The sequence below is a fragment of the Rickettsia peacockii str. Rustic genome (genome assembly GCF_000021525.1).
GTDB classification, from domain to species: Bacteria; Pseudomonadota; Alphaproteobacteria; order Rickettsiales; family Rickettsiaceae; genus Rickettsia; species Rickettsia rickettsii.
The window spans coordinates 448,077-466,454 of sequence record NC_012730.1; the positions used below are offsets into that span (position 1 = coordinate 448,077).

The following is an 18,378-nucleotide window of genomic DNA, read 5'->3' on the forward strand; positions in this document are numbered from 1 at the left end:
CCTTATTTAAATTTTCTATTAGTGATTTACAAATTGACTTTTAGTTTAATAAGTCCTTGATGGCTTTGATACTTTCTATGCGTATAATAATTATACTCAAGTAGAACATTGATATTTTTTCTACTCATAAGTATATTACTACCGATATTATATCCAAGCTTAGGTTGTTTTAGTGTAATAATTGTTTCTTGTAATGTTTGTCCTTTAAAAGTCGCTTTTGCATTAACTTTTGTATTTTTATTATTGAAGTGATGCTCAATATTACCATACAAACTTGGTGTTAATACTATATTGTTTGTGGTCACTATAGGCTTAAACACTATTTTACCGCCAAGGCTACTTTCAAATAATTGATTTGATTTCTTTTGAATCATGAGATTTTCTATATCTACATTATACTCTTTATAGTTGCTAGCTCTTGAATAATCATATTGAAAACCGATATTAGGAATAAACTGTAAATCGTATTTTGTACGATATTTATAAGTTAATAAAGTTTGAAAACTTAAATTATTGTTTTGATATTTTCCAATTATATTATTAATATTTTTAGATCTATTCTTAATATAATTAAGACCGTAAGATGTTATAGTCTGCAATGAGAAACCTTTAATTAGTTCTTTTAGACTGTAAATGCTTAAAAGATGACCGTTAACTGCGGTTTTCCCTAGTTTTTTATTATATTTAATTTGGGATGCCAAACGGCTATAAGCTATTCCTATAACATCATGACTATTGATGAATTCAGCATCAGTCCCGATGGTTATGCCGGTTGTACGATTTTGATATTTTGGAATATTCTTCCAAATTCTTTGTTTGCTGATGCCGTATAAGCCGCTAATCCATACCCCTCTGTTTATACTAGTTTCTTCATCACCGGCCCCTATTGCAGCAACCTTTAATCTATCATTTATATTATAGTGAACAGGTTTGTGAAGAGTTGAAGTCGCCTGAACTAATATTGCTACTTTCCCACTAGTATCATCAGATACCTGTTGTCTCTGTGTCACCTCATCTTGTTCTGTAATTGCTTCAGTTTTGAATGACACATCGATAGCTTCATCTTCGCTTTCTAAAACTATATCTTTTTTTAATTCTTCGCCAGTGGTGCTATTGCTTTCTTCTAATTCTTCTTCATCAGTTGCATACCCTTTATCGTCTTCATCACTAGATCTTAATGCTAGAAGTGATTTTTTGTAATCTGATGATTTATCATTTTTGCTATCGTTAGAACTCAATAATCTCGGTGATAAAGCGGTGTTTGAATCAGATTGCTCTGACTTTTTATTGCTATCTTCAGGTTGTGTATCATCCTTTGTTGAGGATTCGTCATTTGTAGCTTCGTTTTGTTGGAATAATCGTAATTTTGTCTGATCTAAACGCCCTACTTTCTTTTCATCGTTACTATTTTCTGATTGAATATCACTACCATATTTTTGTTCTAGTTCAGCAGACTCTACTAGTACTTGTTGAACAAGTAGAAACAATTCTTTATCTTTTGCTAACTCTAAAAGTTGAGATTTATAAATATTATGTACTTCTTGCCCTATTTCAGTTCTAGGACCTATAAAATCAGGGTGAGCAGTATTAAATGCCTCTTTTACCGCTTCCTCTGGATATTTTGTCAATTGCTGTATATAAATATTATGTATTTTTTGTCCTATTTCAGTTCTAGAATCTATAAAATCAGAGTCAGCGGAAGTAAACGCCTCCGTTAATTTTTTGCTAAGTATAATATTATCTTCAACATATTTAATAAATTCTTTATCTTTTGTTAATGCCAAAAGTTTAGAAGTATAAATATTATGTATTTTTTGTCCTATTTCAGTTCTAGGACCTATAAAGCGAGGGTGCATAGTGTCGACTGCTTCTTGGATTTGTTCAAAATACTTATTATTTTGATGAGCTTTAGATAAATTTTTTGAATGCTCAAATGCTACTGATTCCACTATAGCTTTTTGCAATAAATCGGCATCGGAGTATTTTGCTTTATATCCTGCTGATTTTTGTCCTGATAAAGTAAATTCTTTATATCTTAAAGCTATATCGGAGCTAAAGCGATAAGTTTTTGGAGTTGTTTTAAAAGTAGATGTATTTGCATTGAATTTAGTAATCCCTAAACTTGTTAGATAAGCTAATTCCAAATCTTGTGAATCAGGCAGTGGCGGTGGTGGTGGCATGTTTCCGGTATGGATGTGTTGTTTAGCTTTTTCTTGCGAGCACTCTTTAAGAGCTTTTAATATTATAGGCATCTTTAATTTATTAGCAAGAATTCTTATTTGTTCATTGCTCATGTCTGTAAATGAAGGCAAAGCTAATCTTAATTGATCTAAATTATTATTACCTGTTAGTTTGAGAGTAGTAGCTTTTAAAAACTCTTTTAATAATTCGGGGTCTTTTTCCTTTACTATAGCAATAAAATCATGTTGAGGTAATTTTGCTGTAATTAATTCTTCAAATTTTATTGTGCTTAAAATAGCTGTTCTTAAATCATCAAGTTTAGCCTGTGCTTGATCAGAATTAATTGTTTTTCTTAAGTTTGTATCTTCTGTTATTAAAAAAGTAGCTTGTTGTACTATAGTTAATATATTAGGGTTGTTAATTAACTCGTCGACTCTATTGCTAAATATATCTTGATCGAAGTTTTTTGCATTAATATAGGCAAATTCTAATTGTTTAAACGGATTTTGTTTGCCCTGTAACTCTCTAATCAATTCTGATTTATTGAATTCAAGTTTAATAGGTCTCTTTAATTCTTCAGATATTTTACATGACGATAATAAAATACGTTTTACTGCATCATCAGTGTCTTCATTGAAAAGATTTTTAATTATCTCTTCGCTTGTTATTGTTTTCTTACCATTTACGGTTATATCTTTTATATACTGGTCTTGAGCAAGGATGTTAAAAGCTTCTTTAGCTTTTTCTGCGATTTCAGGGGTTGAAATGCTAAATAAATTTACAAGAGTTTTCTCGTCAGCTCCTTGGTTGGCGTATGATTCTGTTAATATTTGACGTATAACATTTGTAAGATCAGCTTGTCTTTTTATAAGCTGATCTTGTAAATCATTAGCTTTTGTACCTCCTGTCTCAGTTCTATATTCTGCATATAGTTTGGCATAAGCTGTCTTTGGCGTGCTTCTGCCTGTGCTGGTTGCACTAGAAGCTGTAGGTTGAAGTGGTGCTTTTGATTGAACAGTAGTATTGTGAGTAAACTGAATATATAATGAATGTATGTGAGGATATTCTGCTTGTAACTGATTTAAATCAAAATGTTTAGAGTTGCTACTAAAGCCTTGAGAATGTAAGGGCGGTGATGGTATGCTTCCGTTTAGCGGTAGAGGAGGCGGATTTGGAATATCCCCATTTAGCGGTAGAGGTGGTGGATTCGGAATGCCGCTTTGTGTTTGTTCTAAATTATTTGCATTATTACCTACTGCTAACCCTAAAATTTTATTGGTTTCATTGCTGAGTATGTTACTATCAGATAATATTACTTTAATTACTGAATTTAATGTGTGGTTATTTATTTCTTTGGCTAGTTTAATCATATAGTCTTTAGTTAAACTATCTTTTATTAGCCCTTTATTTTTTAGTTCTATATTTATTTCTTTTACCATTTCTAGTGTTAAAACATAGACGCTGTTTGCAATATGGGGTTGTATTCTGTTTTTTAACTCTAATTGCAGAGTTAAAAAGTTTTCTACTGAACTCTTATCTTTACTTGCTGCTAGTTTGATAAGATCTAATCGTGCCTTTTCTTCAAATTGACTATTAGATATATTTCGTGTTGCATAGTCTTGAATTCTTTCAACAAATTTAGTTTTTTCTTCAGAAGAACTATTTTCTAATAATTCTTGTAAAATAGGTCTATTTTTAACGTCAATATTGGTCTTGAAATCTAATTGTCCCTTATCATTGCTAAATAATACCCTTTGAATAGTATCATCATTAAAATCACTTAAGATAGTCGTTACTGCTTCTTGTTTATAACTACTATCTACTTGAAGAGTTAATGCTGCTATAGGATCTGTTTTAATAAGATTTTTAAATTCTTCAATATTTTCTTCTTGTTGTATTATTCTATTTATATTGTGTTGAGACTGCGTTAAATTACCCTTATTTGCTTTAGTATTAAAGTGAGTTTTAAAAGTACTTATAGGATCAAAAAAATATCGTTGTTTCTTTGCTCTACCCGTGAAAATCCGTGAAGATGTTCTTGTATCATTTATACTTTGATTTGACATATACCAATGGTCGTTTTTGCTTCCGCTCTTTTTTTGAGAGCGTCCGGTAGATGGTTTAGTAGTATCATTGTTGTTTAGAAACTGGTTTGCTTCTATTCCGGCTCTTATTTGGTTTATTGATGCAATATAATTTGTTGCCTCACCTTTATCAGCACCAAATTTCTGCTCTAGCTCTTTTTCTGTAGGAATATGGTTATCGGCTATATATTGTGGCTTTTCTTTGTCCATAACTTTAAGTCTTATTGACTTAATATAGCCGTCTCTATTATCATCACGAGATATACCAAACTTCTTTTTTAACTCTTTTTCTGTAGGAATATGGCTATCGGCTATATATTGTCCCTTTGCGTTTTCCATAATTTCAGTTCTTATTGAAGCAACAAAAGATTGTGCATCATCTTTATTCATGTTAAGAGCAGTCCTTACTTCTTGCAGTTCAGGGATAATATCATTATCAACATAATGTTTGTATTTAATATCTCTGTTTATTGAGCTGATATATAGTTCGATTACTGCTTTTTTGTCTTTTTCTGCACGACGTACCTTTTGATCGTGTTCTACATTATTGTCTATTTTGCTAGGGTCATAACTTATTCCAAGATTTGTTGCTGCTTCTATATCTGTAGGAACTACACCTTGATTAATATATTCTTGTTTTTTTGTATCAAAATCCTGTTGTTTTACTCTTTCGATGTATAATAAAATTTTAGCTCTTGCTTGTCTTGCTTTATGTCTAGTATTATCTAAAAAACTTGATAAATCTGTTTCCTTATACTTTATTCCTAGATCATTGTGTGCTTGAGTAAAACTAGGAACTAAAGCTGCTTCTTGCCATTTTTTGATTTTTTCATTTTGAGTCAAATCGTTCCAAATATTTTGTTGCTGTGTTGCATTGTGCTTTTCCCATGCCGGGGTTTTACTAACTAAATCTTTAAAGCTTGCCGCTCTAGCACTTGTACTTAAAAAGCTACTAGTCAACAAACATGTTGACATGAAAAAAGTTAAAACATATTTTTTTGAGTGGGAATTTTGTAAATTCATTCAAACCTTGATTAGTTATTATTTTTTAAATACAAACGAGGCGAATCATATAATTTTTGTTAACTTATGTGAACTATTAATTACTAATTTTTGTTAACCAATGAATTTTTTAGCCAAAATGTGTTTAATATATCTCAAGCTAATGTATACTCCGAATTTTAAACTTTTTTCAAAAGGAGTATGTAATACTACTTTTGACAGAAATGTACTTCAGTTTTTGGTAAATATAAAATATGCAAATTCAATTTCACTTATATAACACTCTTAGTCGTACTAAAGAGGTTTTTAATCCTCAAGATCAAGCTAACGTAAAAATGTATGTATGTGGACCGACTGTTTATTATAATCCTCATATAGGCAATAGTAGGTCGGGAGTAGTATATGATTTACTTTATCGTATAGTTATAAAAATATTCGGTGAGAAGGCAGTAAAATATGTACGTAACATTACGGATGTTGACGATAAAATTATCGATAGAGCTGCACTACTTGGTGTTACTATTGATGAGTTGACTGATAAAGTTACGAAAGAGTTTCATAAAAATATGGCATATTTAGGTTGTATGCTACCTAGTATTGAGCCGAAAGCTACAAAGCATATTGATGTAATGATCGCAATAATAGAACGCTTAATAGCAAAAGATCACGCATATATTGCTGATAATCATGTTTATTTTGATGTTTTATCAGCGCCAAATTATACGGAATTATCTAACCGAAATTTAGAAGAAATGTTTGAGGGAGTGCATGTAGAAAATAGTAAAACCAAAAAAAATCCACAAGATTTTGTATTATGGAAACCGGCAAAGCAAAATGAATCGGCAAATATGAATTTTGAAAGCCCCTGGGGACTTGGTCGCCCTGGATGGCATATTGAATGTTCAGCCATGAGCTACAAATATTTAGGTGAGAATTTTGATATTCACGGCGGCGGAGCAGATTTAATCTTTCCGCATCATACCAATGAGATTGCTCAAAGTAGATGTGCTTTTCCAAGTTCTACCTATGCTAAATATTGGGTACATAATGGGTTTCTAACGGTTAACGGTGAGAAAATGAGTAAATCTCTTGGTAATTTTATTACTGTAAGGGATTTAATGGATAAACAAATTCAAGGAGAAGTAGTAAGGTTATTTTTATTAAGTAGTCACTATAGGCGTCCTCTTGATTATAATGATAAAGCTATAGAAGATGCTAAGAAAACTTTAGATTATTGGTATAGAGCTATAGAAAATATTAATGTGCAGAAAATAGATTTACCTCATGATTTCATGCAAAGCTTACTTGATGATATGAATACGCCGCTTGCCGTTAAAATCATTAATGACTACGCTAAAGGTGTTTTTATTTCTAAAACTGAAGAAGAAAGGCAGCTTAACGCCTCTGCTATTATTACTTGTGCTAATTTTATTGGTTTAATGAATAAGACTCCACACGAGTGGTTTAATAGCGGTGTGGATGAACTCTATATAAATGAGCTTGTAAATAAGCGTTTGGAAGCAAAAAAACAAAAAAATTGGTTATTAGCCGATCAAATTCGTAACCAGTTATTAGAGGAAAAAATAATTCTAGAAGATCAACCTGATGGTACTACTATTTGGCGAAAAGAATAAAAGCTTGTAAATTACGCAATATGCGTATATAATTTATGGGCTTGTAAGTAGTCATTGCGAGGAAATTATGTAATAATTGACGAAGCAATCTCACAGGATATTTGATGAGATTGTCACGCAGTCTACGGCTGCTCGCAATGACGATTATCCAAAACTTAAGCAAAAAATTCACACGTAAGATATATGTTAGTTCATTAGAATGGACATCTTACGGAGGTATAAACTAACAATTAGGAGAATTTAAAAATGTCAAAAATACCATCTGTTAACATTAAAGCATTATTAGATGCGGGCGTGCATTTTGGTCACAAGACCTCACGCTGGAATCCTAAAATGGCATCTTATATATATGGTGAACGTGATGATGTTCATATAATCGATTTAAGACAAAGTGTCGCTTTAATGAGCGTTGCTTTGAATGCAATATATGAAACCGTAAAAAAAGACGGTAAAATATTATTTGTAAGTACTAAAATACAGGCAAGCGATATTATAGCTGAATATGCCGAAAAATGCGGGCAGTATTACGTAAATCATAGATGGCTTGGTGGTATGCTAACTAACTGGAAAACTATTGCGGGTTCAATAGAAAAGCTAAATAAGTTAGACAAAACCTTAGAAAACGAAGAAGCACTTATGGGTTATACTAAGAAAGAGATACTCTATATGAGCCGTAAGAAAGATAAATTACTTCTATCTCTTGCCGGTATTAGAAATCTTAATTCTAAACCTGATCTTCTAGTAGTTATTGACACTAATAAAGAGCATATCGCAATTAATGAAGCGGTAAAGCTTAATGTTCCTATAGTTGCAGTAGTTGATACTAATTCTAATCCTGATAATGTAGATTATCCGATTCCGGGTAATGATGATTCTATAAGATCAATAAGACTTTATTGTAGTTTATTTGCAGATGCGGCATTACAAGGACTTGAAGAATCAATGAAAGCTTCAGGAGTTGATATGGGTGCTATGCAAGAGCATACAGATAAGGGGTTAACTTCTAAAAATGTTTCTAAATTAAAACAAGCTAAAAAATTCTCTAAAACGAAAAATATTGATGAAGAGACAAATACAGAATTTGAGAAAGCATTAAATGATGCCGATGAAAATAAAAATTCTGATAATGCATAAGTGTTGTTGCATGGATCGGATTTCCCATTGTCATCCCGCGACTTGATCGCGGGATCCAGCTTAAAATACTAATAATATTAATATTAGTATTTTAAATTGTTTTTATAGACCCCAGGAGCAAGCCACGGGGTGACACCGGGGTCGTTCTTCGAGCTACAACCCAAGCCAAATATAATAATTAAGGAGAAAGTAAGGTATGAGTGAAATAAATATAAGTGCTGCAGCAGTTAAAGAATTAAGAGAAAAAACCGGTGCAGGTATGATGGATTGCAAAAAAGCATTAATAGAAACCAGCGGTAATTTTGAAAAAGCTAGTGATTTTCTTCGTAAGAAAGGTTTAGCTGCTGCTGCAAAGAAAGCCGGACGCATTGCTTCTGAAGGTTTAACGGCTGCAAAAGTTGATGGGCTTACCGGAGTGGTAATTGAAGTAAATTCCGAAACGGATTTTGTTGCTAGAAATGAGCAATTTCAGGATCTAGTTAAGGATATTGCAAATTTTGCAGTAATTGCAAAAACTATAGACACGCTAAAAACATTTAAAATGCAAAGCGGTAAATCAGTTGAAGAAGAAATTATAGAAAATATCGCTACAATCGGTGAAAATTTAACATTACGTCGTATGGATATATTAGAGATATCTGAAGGAGCAATCGGTTCGTACGTGCATAATGAAGTTGTACCGAATTTAGGAAAAATTTCCGTATTAGTAGGTCTTGCGTCTAACGCAAAAGATAAAGCAAAACTAGAAGCTTTAGCTAAACAAATTGCTGTTCATGTAGCAGGAAATAACCCGCAAAGTATAGATGATTCAAGCTTGGATCAAGCACTCATAGAGCGTGAGAGAAAAGTATTTTTTGAAAAATCTAAAGAAGAAGGAAAGCCTGATAATATTATAGCAAAAATGGTAGAAGGTAGAATACGTAAATTCTTCTCGGAAGTTGTATTACTTCAGCAAAATTTCTTATTTGAACCTAAACTTACCGTTGCGGAAGTAATTAAAAATGCTGAAAAAGAACTCGGTGCAGAAATTAAAATTGCCAAATTTATTAGATACGAACTTGGTGAAGGTATAGAACACGAAGAAAAAAACTTTGCCGATGAAGTAGCTGCCATTACGCAAGGTTAATGGGCTTGTTTCATAGCTTCAATGTCATTCCCGCGTGGATACCAAATCGTCATTGCGAGCATGCGTTGTTGTGCAGACACAATTCTATCCTGTCATCCCGCGACTTGATCGCGGGATCCAGTAAAAATATAAAAACACCTAATACTAGTTATTTTTATGAATACCGTGGTCAAACCACGGTATGACACCGAATACGTTTTTCTATCCACGCAATAATACCTTCCCGTGGTCAATTGAACTAGGTGACAGTAAAAAACTCGTAAATACTCACTCACACCTTTTCAAAGCAAACAAAGGCGAATTTAGGATAAGTGCTTATTCTAAACTCGTATTTATAATATCTTTCTAACTACAATCAACTATCTATTAATAAATAATTTTCGGTTTTTTACTTTATAATAAAAGATTTATATTGACTTAATCATAGAAAATCTTACATTAATTGTTATTATTAGTTTAAGTGAAGAGCATTTTATGTCAAGGACAAAAGAGGAATATGCTGCACAAATTTATGCTGCCGAAGAGCATCGTAGGAGACAAGCTAATTATAGTGATAATGATGCCGAATTGCTTGAAGTTATTATAGTATGTGCCGGTTATGCATGTTATAAAGCAGTAGAAGGGGCAGTAAAAGTTACCGTCACAGGAAGTAAAATTATAGAAAACGCCTATAAGATAGGAAGTGGACAAATAGCAGTACTCGGTACTGATGCCGAAAGTAAAATAACTTATATAACAAAGCATCCTTCGTCTCGAGGTAATACGAGTACTCCCACTCAGTCGATGACAACTAATCGTGTAGATCCTTTAGAGCAAACTCCCCCTAATACTCCTACCTCTAAAAGAGAAAAGGCTAAAATATACGGAAAAAAACTGATAGATAGTGCAAAGATTGGAGCTAAAACCCTTTCAAACGCTTATAAAGTGACAATCGGTACAATAGAAGTCGTCGGTCCAGGAAGTGATTTTTAACAGCACCGGTAAGGAAAAATTTATATTTTCTGAACCTACTAAGTGTAAAGTTGTTCAAAAAGAATTTAAAACCGAAAACGGTTATAAGTGCGGTATTATGTTGGAAGAGACAATTGAAGCTTCCTTAACATTAAGATTAAATAACAAGCGTATAGTTAAGATTAAAGAATTTAGAAGCATGAGATTGTCCCTGATACTACAGAAGATACAGGAGAAACTTTTGATATGTCGCTAATTTTAAAATATTCTGATGGGGCAAACATGCCTAAAGCAGATCCTGCTTTTTTAAAGATACATTACGGTAGAGACGGAAAATTAAATAAGTTATCGTTGCCAAACCCACCTATAATTTTTCATAACCAATGGTATCCGGCCTTAACCGTTTATAAAGGTGAATTATGTTCTTTGCCTATAAGTAGTGGGTATTATAGGTATTTGAATAAGAAAATACTAGAAAATAACGGAAGTATAGAAATCAGTCACGTAGATCCTGAATTTACTATAGAGCTTTTAGGAGAATAAGAGTTTTTAGTTAAATTCTATCAAAGAAACTTCGTAATTACTTTTAAATATTCATCTAGGACTTTTTGGTTGTCCTTAATAAATTTTAAAGCATTTTCGCGGTAAGCTGTAAGTTCTAGAGCATTATTAGACCTGAGTAGATATGTTAGTTTAGTTAGTAAATCTTCACTGTTTTTGATTTGGATAGCTGCTTCATTTTGCAGTACGCCTTTAGCGATATCGGTGTTTTTGCTCATATCGGGACCGAATATAATACAATTAGAGAAATATGCTGCTTCTAAAATATTATGCCCGCCTTGTTTAAAAGAACCGCCGATAAAAGAAATTGTAGCTACAGAAAAAAATAGTCCCATTTCGCCGAACCTATCAACTATATAAAGATCATCGCTTAAAACAGGTAAATCATTTTGCGACTTAGCGGTAGCGGATAAATTATGTGACTTACAATTATCGATAATTGATTTAACTCGCTCAGGATGTCTTGGAATTAAGATAATATAGCAGTCTAAAAACTGCTCTTTTAGGTTTTTGATTATAGGCAAAATCACCTCTTCATCTTCGGGGTGAGTGCTGGCAAATAGCACGACTCGCTTATTGTCTAAATGTAAGTTTAATTTTGATAACTCTTCTTGATTAACCGGAAGTTTTTCGTTGGCAAATTTAATATTGCCTAAATTCACTGCATCTGATACGCCAAGTTCATTGAATTTTTGTAAGTCACGTTCGCTTTGCACGATAATTTTACTGCAATTTTTGAGAATAAGCTGAAAAAAGCTTTTTCTTTGTAGCCAAGCTTTAAACGATTTATCGGAAATACGAGCATTAACTAGTAGTAATTTACACTGCTTTGCTCCCTCATTAATAGTACACGGCCATAATTCCGATTCTATAAAAATGCCTAAATCAGGTTGCCAATTTCTTAAAAATTTTCGAGTAAAAATAATATTATCTATCGGTAAAAATTGGTGAACTGCTATTTTAGGTAATTTGGCAGTTAATATTTTAGCGGAGCTGTTAGTCCAAGAAGTTACTAGAAAACGAACGTCAGGGTAGCGTTTACTTATATTATGTATTAATGTCAAAGCTACCATAGACTCGCCAATGCTTGCTGCATTAATCCATATCAGCCTTCGTGCATAACTTGCTTCTAAAGATAATTTATACGTCGATCCTAACCCTTCATCCTCACGTATTAGTGTATACGCTGTGGTTCGCAGTGAAGTGTCTCCTTTAAATTCCTCTTTATTAGCGGACGTTTGCACGAAGTCTAATGAATAGTCTTGTCTGTGTTTGCCAATAGCAAAACGCTCTTGGATGCGTCTTATATCTTCTTTACCTATTAATAAACGTATAAGAATTATGATAAAATAAACAGGTAATAATATAAAGCTTAAAGCATAATATAATAACATCATTTCTTTAAACTTTCTGTTAAGCTTGCTAATTGTTTTTCAAGGCTTATATGGTTTTGTATTTTATCATTTGTGAGTTCTAAAGGCGAGCCAACTATGATTTTAATGGTACCAAACGGTAGGGGTATTATTAATTTATCCCAACTTTTTAATCTGAAACATCTAGAAGTGGAGCTGACTATAGTAATAAGTTTTGTGTTATATCTATAGGCAATTTCGGTAATACCGCTATTTACTTTATATACCGGTCCTTTAGGACCGTCCGGCGTGACTATTATATTTGCACCTTGAGATAACTTACCTATAATATTACGTAAAGCTCCAATTGGATTTTTATTAGTAGAACCTACTATCACTCTGCAACCGAATTTTCCTACTAGATCGTTTAAAATTTTTCCGTCTAAATGCGGTGATATTAAAGCATAGATATTTCTATGTCCTATAAACATAGACGGACTTAAGGCAAGCATATTATGCCAAAATGCAAAGATTACCCCTTGTTCGTTTAGGAATTTTTCCTTATTGCCGTTATCGTAAAATATAAATTTCTGCTTTGAAGTAAAGTAAACAAAACGCAAATACCAATATAGTAAAATAGTAATTATACTAAGTACGTATTTATTATTTTTTAAAAATTTTTTAAAAACTTTCCTCATTATTTTTTTGTTGGTTTAGGTGGCTTTTTAACTTTTCCGTCATTGCGAGGAAATTACGAAGTAAGTGACGAAGCAATCTCAGGATATTTGACGAGATTGTCACGCAGCCTAGGGCTGCTCGCAATGACGATTTGGTATCCATGCAAAGCCTTAAGCAGGAATGACATCGATTGTTCTCTCAATTCTAATACAAGCTTTTTCTAGCTCTTCCATAGAAGTAGCATAAGAGATTCTAAAATATCCCTCTAAGCCGAAAGCGATACCAGGTACTACGGCAACTTTTGCTTCTTCAAGTAAATATTCGGCAAAATCATTACTATTTGCAATAATTGTTCCTGATTTAGTTTTATGCCCAAATATTTTATCGCATTTAACAAATAAGTAAAACGCCCCTTCCGGCTTATAGCATTCAAAATATTTTACTCTTTTCAAAATTGATAAAGCAAGATCACGCTTTTTTTGACAATTTAAAGCATTAGGCTTTATATAATCTTGAGGACCGTTTAATGCTTCAATAGCAGCCATTTGACTTATTGAACAAGGGTTTGAAGTACTTTGCGACTGAATAATAGTCATTGCTTTAATCAAAGCTTTAGAGCCTGCACCGTAGCCTATACGCCAACCCGTCATAGAATAAGCTTTAGATACTCCGTTTACGGTAAATATTCTCTTTTTTAAATCAGGTGCTATTTGGGCTAATGTATAAAATTTAAAATCATCAAAAGTAATATGCTCGTAAATATCATCGGACATTACGTTTACATGTGAATATTTTCTTAAAACTTTAGCAATATTTTCTAGTTCTTCAAAATTATAGCTTGCACCTGTTGGATTACTAGGTGAGTTAATAATAAGCCACTTAGTTTTATCCGTAATTGAACGTTCTAAAGCTTCTGCACTTAATTTAAAGTTATTTTCAATGCCGCAATTTACAAAAACAGGTGTTCCTGTGCTAAGTGCAACCATATCAGGATATGAAACCCAATAGGGTGCTGGAATAATTACCTCATCCCCTTGGTCTAAAGATGCCATAAACAAATTATATATAACTTGTTTACCGCCGGTGCTTACTATTATTTCATCAAGTTCGTAATCTATATTATTTTCACGTTTGAATTTGTCTTTTATTGCTTGCTTTAAAAGAGGCATACCCTCAACGTTAGTATATTTAGTAAAGCCGTCTTTAATCGCTTTAATCGCCGCTTCCTTAATATTGTCAGGCGTATCAAAATCAGGCTCACCGGCACCGAGTGTGATAATATCAACTCCCGCTTTTTTAAGTTCAAGAGTTTTTTTAACGACTGCAAGGGTCGGCGACGGTTTTATAGAACTTAGCCTCGTAGAAATAATTGACATAATTTGAGTCCGTATTAAATGAAAGCTATAGTAAAATCGGTAATTTCAAGAAATAAATATTAATTCTTATAATGAAATCTACAATTATATATTATAATTTGTTTAGTATTGACAGAATATATTAGTCTATGTTCATTCTACGTGACCATAAACCTGATAATATATGTTTTAAAGGTTCGGGCTTACCTATACCTGTAACCGGTACTTCTTGGATATTTTTTATTAGAAGTTTAATACGTTCATATTTTTTAATATCGTATTTTTTCCAATACGCTAAATCCTCCGCTGCTTCTAGTGTCCACTCAATCTCAATCATCTAAATTAACTTTAGCAAACTCTCCTCTTTTTGTTTGTTCGATAGATTTTTTTATTCGATTCGCATTAGCCAGATTAGATAATAAATATAATGTTTCTTTTGTAGATTCATATTCTTCTTCGGTTAAAAGAATAATATTCTTATGATTCTTTCTTTTAATAAGATAAGGGACATGATCGTTTTCTACGGTATTTAGTACAGAGCTTAAGTTTTTTCTAAATGAAGTGCCGCTAATTGAGTTCATGAGCTACCTACTGATGTACATATAATAACATGTACATCCTAGCTTCAATACCATTAATTCACAAGTAAAATTATTATTTTATTTAAAAATTTATCAAGATATGCTTTATTATAGTAAATAATATTAATTTAGTAATTAAACTATGCTCGGTAAAATAAAAGACAAAATCAAACATTATTGCTTAACTATAATAAATGTACCGAATTTTATTAAGAAATTTTAGAATTTAAAAATTATATAAGTGATTGTAAATATAAATTCTCTCATTTAACCGAAACTAATTATCAACTTGGACTCGATCATTTATATAGAGGTAATTTAAATGATGCATTACTTAGGTTTAAACTAGTCGATAAATTTTTTAATCCTAATGATTCTATCAACTCGGATGGGTTTATTTTTTAAAAAATAATTACAGGCAAGCTATAGAATATTTAGAAAAATCTAATAAAAAATATAAACCTATATTTATAAATTTTTTGAAAAATTATAAGGATATTACTGAAATACCTCAAGAAATTTGTGGAAAATATCGTGATTTAACTGCACAATATTATCCTACTATTTTTAATAACGATAAAAATATCCATCTTCCGTATAGGTTTGTTAATGAAGCACTTAAGCAGATATCTGATTTACCGGATAATTACTCTATTTTGGCACTTGGAAGTAATATAGGGCTTGTAGGTTATGAAATACAAAAACGTTTTCCGGAACGTTTTACTTTAACCGGTGTAGAAGTTTCTGCTTTAATGAATAAGTTACAAGAAACATATTACCCGAACACTAAAATTTACGATCAAATATATAATATTGCTATCAATGAATTTTTAAAACAAAACTCTAATAAATTTGATATTATTTTTAGTTTTTGCGGATTATCGTTTACTAACAATTTAATAGAATATTTTAATTTAATATACTCATCTCTTAATAAACAAGGGTATTTTGCCCTTTGTTTACCGAATGCGACGAAGACACAATTTTCAGTAAAACGCAAAGAATTTATTTTTAACTTGAATGAAATAAATAATTTTTTACAAAAAAATAATTTTACTATATTAACTTTGGAAGAAATAATACTAGCGGAAAACAATAAATATAGTATTATTGTTTGTAAGAAAACAGCATAAATCAATGAGAATATTAATTATATTATCCATTATTTTATGTTCATTATCGATAAGAGCTGATCTTGAATATGTTGATAATGAAATATATAACTATAATGGTGGAAGCAATGAAAACGGTTGCGTGGAAGTTTATGATCCATATGAAAAATTTAACCGTAAAGTGTTTGTATTTAATTCTGTGTTAGATCATATAATATTGCGTCCTTTAGCGATAGGTTATAAGAACATCACGAATGATTACGTAAAAGCACGCGTTAATAGTTTCGTCAGTAATGTCGATACACCGCTTACGGCGGTAAATTACGGGCTTCAGTTAAATTACGATAAAACTATGAAAAGCGTTTGGCGGTTTCTCATTAACACGACGCTTGGCATAGGCGGTTTATTTGACGTGGCAGGTAAAGTAGGTTTGCCGTCTGATCGTCAAACTTTCGGTAGTACCCTCGCACATTATGGAGTTGCCCCAGGTCCTTATTTAGTATTGCCGATAATCGGTAGTACTAACGCAAGAGATATGACGGATTCGGTAATTACTAATTATGCTCTTAATCCATTAATGTACTACACTCATAATGATTTTGACTTAGGAGTACTAGCAGTTAGTAAAATAAACGATCGATATGTTGTATTACCGTTTAGTGATTATGTGATGAAGAATTCTACCGATCCTTATGTGGCTATTAGATCAGCATTACATCGTGTTCGTGAAGCATCGGTTCAATATCCTGAAAATTTTAAATGTCCTAAACCCAAGAATTAATGAAATTAAAGAGGATTATATGCAAAAAATTATTACAGGTTTATTTTTATTAGTTATGACGTTTTACGCTTATTCTAATGAAAAAGTGCCTGCCGGTTTGAACAGTTACGTTACTAATTTAGTAAATGAAGCTTCTAGTATATTAAACGATAGTAAGTTATCTGAGCGAGTAAAAATTGCTAAAGCACGTGAGTTAATGTCTCAGAACCTAGATTTTGATTGGATGGCTAAATATACATTAGGCAGAAATGGGATAAAAACTTTATCAGGTGGGCAGGTTCAAGAATTCATCAAAGTTTACTCTAAATATGTTACTAAATCTTATACTGATTTAATAAAAGATTATAAAGGCAAACAGCCTAAAATAGTAGGAGTTCGTCCTTTAAGCTCAACCGATTTTATGGTTGCTATGAATATCATTAGTAATAAAGAGCAAGACCCTATTAAAGTAGAATATCTTGTACGTGAAATGAAAGGAAACGGAAAAGACGTTTTTAAAGTTTCTGATATAATTACGGAAGGTGTAAGTCTTATTGGAGCTCAACAAGACGAGTTTACCGATACTTTAAAAAATCAAGGCTTTAAGGCACTAATACAAAAATTAGAAAGTCGTTCTTAAGCTTATTTCACTGTCATCTTAAATTGTCATTGTGAGGAGGTATTGTTGCGTAGACACCTCGTCGTCATTGCAAGGAAAATTACAAAGTAATTTGACGAAGCAATCTCAGGCGTTTGTTATCATTTCATGAGATTGCCACGCAGTCTACGACTGCTCGCAATGACGATTAGATATCCACGCAACAAAGCCCGCTCGCTAATAGCGTTAAACAACATAAATCACTCACATGAAAATCTTAGCAGGCAGTAGTAATAAGTTACTTGCAACGCGTTTAGCTATAGCATTAAATATTAAATATATTGAGCCGAAAATTACCTATTTCAATGATTCCGAAATAAAAGTAGAAATTCAAAAATCGTTTCATCATGAAGATATAATCATAGTACAATCCACATCAAAACCCGTTAATGATCGCTTAATTGAGTTGTTTTTGCTAGTAGATGCAACAAAAAAAGCGGGAGCACAAATCGAATAATTTTAGTAATGCCTTATTTTGGTTATGCAAGGCAAGATAATATAAATTCTCAAAATATAATTCCTGCTAAGTTAATAGCAGATTTTTTAGAGAAGCTCGGAGTAAACCATGTAATTACTATTGATTTACACTCCGATAAAATAGAGAAATTTTTTAATATTCCTGTTTCTAATCTTGAACCTATAAATTTATATATCCCGTTTTTAAGCACTTATAGCAATTTCGTTATAGTTACACCTGATAAAGGAAGTATCAATCGAGTTCAAAAAATTAGTAATTTACTAAATATAGATTCAGCTTATATAAACAAAGAAAGGGATATAAATAATAATTGCGAGATTGATATCAATAACAAGTAGTGTAGAGGGCAAAAATTGCATATTAATTGATGATATTATAGATAGTGGAGAAACAATCGTAAAAGCAGCGAGATTTTTAAAAGAACATTCGGCTTTATCGGTTAGTGCTTTTATAACTCATGCAGTGCTTTCTGCCGGCCGGTTCTAAAAATTTGATAATAGACCTCTTGGAGAACGAAGCTAATAAAGAGGAATTTGTAGGAAACACGGAACGCAGCACCGCAGCGTACACTTTAGTACGTGAGGATGCGAGTACTGGATTGACGTACAAATTACCTTTAGAAGCAAGTTATGCAAGAGGTCTATTAGACAATATTTTTATCACGGATACTAGGAACAAGTGACTTATCTACAAAATTTCATATAATACTTGTCTATCATCGTAAAAGAGTT

The 18,378-nt window shown here is 32.1% G+C and carries 16 protein-coding genes and 2 pseudogenes; 12 read left to right on the plus strand and 6 right to left on the minus strand.

Features of this window, described 5'->3' with window-relative positions; all coding sequences use genetic code 11:
* Positions 1-26 precede the first annotated feature (26 nt).
* On the minus strand, positions 27-5,288 hold the full coding sequence (locus RPR_RS02735) for an autotransporter outer membrane beta-barrel domain-containing protein (RefSeq protein WP_187145801.1): 5,262 nt from the start codon (positions 5,286-5,288) through the stop codon (positions 27-29).
* Between the two features lie 233 nt (positions 5,289-5,521).
* On the opposite strand from RPR_RS02735, the gene cysS reads away from it, so the two are divergent.
* The 5 genes from cysS to RPR_RS02760 all read left to right on the plus strand — a co-directional run bounded on the left by cysS (position 5,522) and on the right by RPR_RS02760 (position 10,655).
* A complete protein-coding gene (cysS, locus tag RPR_RS02740) occupies positions 5,522-6,901 on the plus strand; it encodes a cysteine--tRNA ligase (protein ID WP_012736608.1) in 1,380 nt (459 codons plus the stop codon).
* Positions 6,902-7,147: 246 nt separating this feature from the next.
* Entirely contained in the window at positions 7,148-8,035 is an 888-nt protein-coding gene (gene rpsB, locus RPR_RS02745; RefSeq protein ID WP_012736609.1) for a 30S ribosomal protein S2, read from the plus strand.
* Between the two features lie 196 nt (positions 8,036-8,231).
* The gene (gene tsf / locus RPR_RS02750; protein ID WP_012736610.1) at positions 8,232-9,161 is read left to right on the plus strand and encodes a translation elongation factor Ts; all 930 of its coding nucleotides are present in this window, start codon (positions 8,232-8,234) and stop codon (positions 9,159-9,161) included.
* Between the two features lie 474 nt (positions 9,162-9,635).
* A complete protein-coding gene (locus RPR_RS02755; RefSeq protein ID WP_085065639.1) occupies positions 9,636-10,133 on the plus strand; it encodes a hypothetical protein in 498 nt (165 codons plus the stop codon).
* A 225-nt stretch (positions 10,134-10,358) separates the two neighbouring features.
* A complete protein-coding gene (locus RPR_RS02760; protein ID WP_187145802.1) occupies positions 10,359-10,655 on the plus strand; it encodes a Sca4 family protein in 297 nt (98 codons plus the stop codon).
* A 20-nt stretch (positions 10,656-10,675) separates the two neighbouring features.
* Here the strand turns inward: RPR_RS02760 and waaA are convergent, their stop codons facing one another.
* From waaA to RPR_RS02785, 5 genes and pseudogenes are all read right to left on the minus strand, one after another.
* Entirely contained in the window at positions 10,676-12,070 is a 1,395-nt protein-coding gene (gene waaA, locus RPR_RS02765) for a lipid IV(A) 3-deoxy-D-manno-octulosonic acid transferase (RefSeq protein ID WP_012736611.1), read from the minus strand.
* On the minus strand, positions 12,067-12,723 hold the full coding sequence (locus RPR_RS02770; protein WP_012736612.1) for a lysophospholipid acyltransferase family protein: 657 nt from the start codon (positions 12,721-12,723) through the stop codon (positions 12,067-12,069). The genes waaA and RPR_RS02770 overlap by 4 nt, the downstream gene beginning before the upstream one ends.
* A gap of 150 nt (positions 12,724-12,873) precedes the next feature.
* The gene (locus RPR_RS02775) at positions 12,874-14,079 is read right to left on the minus strand and encodes a pyridoxal phosphate-dependent aminotransferase (protein ID WP_012736613.1); all 1,206 of its coding nucleotides are present in this window, start codon (positions 14,077-14,079) and stop codon (positions 12,874-12,876) included.
* Between the two features lie 59 nt (positions 14,080-14,138).
* Positions 14,139-14,395 (minus strand): annotated as a pseudogene (locus RPR_RS02780) (Txe/YoeB family addiction module toxin).
* On the minus strand, positions 14,388-14,639 hold the full coding sequence (locus RPR_RS02785; protein ID WP_012736615.1) for a type II toxin-antitoxin system Phd/YefM family antitoxin: 252 nt from the start codon (positions 14,637-14,639) through the stop codon (positions 14,388-14,390). Before RPR_RS02785 ends, RPR_RS02780 begins: the two are co-directional and overlap by 8 nt.
* Before the next feature lie 142 nt (positions 14,640-14,781).
* Here RPR_RS02785 and RPR_RS02790 point away from each other — a divergent pair.
* The 7 genes and pseudogenes from RPR_RS02790 (at position 14,782) to RPR_RS02820 (ending at position 18,329) form a co-directional block, all read left to right on the plus strand.
* Positions 14,782-15,772 (plus strand): annotated as a pseudogene (locus tag RPR_RS02790) (SAM-dependent methyltransferase).
* 4 nt (positions 15,773-15,776) lie between these two features.
* Positions 15,777-16,532, plus strand: coding sequence for a VacJ family lipoprotein (locus RPR_RS02795; protein ID WP_085065799.1), 756 nt, complete (start codon positions 15,777-15,779; stop codon positions 16,530-16,532).
* A 19-nt stretch (positions 16,533-16,551) separates the two neighbouring features.
* Positions 16,552-17,151, plus strand: a complete 600-nt coding sequence (locus RPR_RS02800; protein ID WP_004996745.1) for a phospholipid-binding protein MlaC — start codon at positions 16,552-16,554, stop codon at positions 17,149-17,151.
* Between the two features lie 226 nt (positions 17,152-17,377).
* A complete protein-coding gene (locus RPR_RS09465) occupies positions 17,378-17,626 on the plus strand; it encodes a ribose-phosphate pyrophosphokinase-like domain-containing protein (protein WP_085065640.1) in 249 nt (82 codons plus the stop codon).
* An 8-nt stretch (positions 17,627-17,634) separates the two neighbouring features.
* Positions 17,635-17,985: a ribose-phosphate diphosphokinase gene (prs, locus tag RPR_RS09470; RefSeq protein WP_085065641.1), complete on the plus strand. Its 351-nt coding sequence runs from the start codon at positions 17,635-17,637 to the stop codon at positions 17,983-17,985.
* Positions 17,966-18,133 carry a phosphoribosyltransferase family protein gene (locus RPR_RS02815; RefSeq protein ID WP_014419695.1) on the plus strand — a complete coding sequence of 56 codons (168 nt, stop codon included), beginning with the start codon at positions 17,966-17,968 and terminating at the stop codon, positions 18,131-18,133. Before prs ends, RPR_RS02815 begins: the two co-directional genes overlap by 20 nt.
* Complete coding sequence (locus RPR_RS02820; RefSeq protein ID WP_085065642.1) at positions 18,105-18,329, plus strand: palindromic element RPE1 domain-containing protein; 225 nt, start codon at positions 18,105-18,107, stop codon at positions 18,327-18,329. Before RPR_RS02815 ends, RPR_RS02820 begins: the two co-directional genes overlap by 29 nt.
* Positions 18,330-18,378 lie beyond the last annotated feature (49 nt).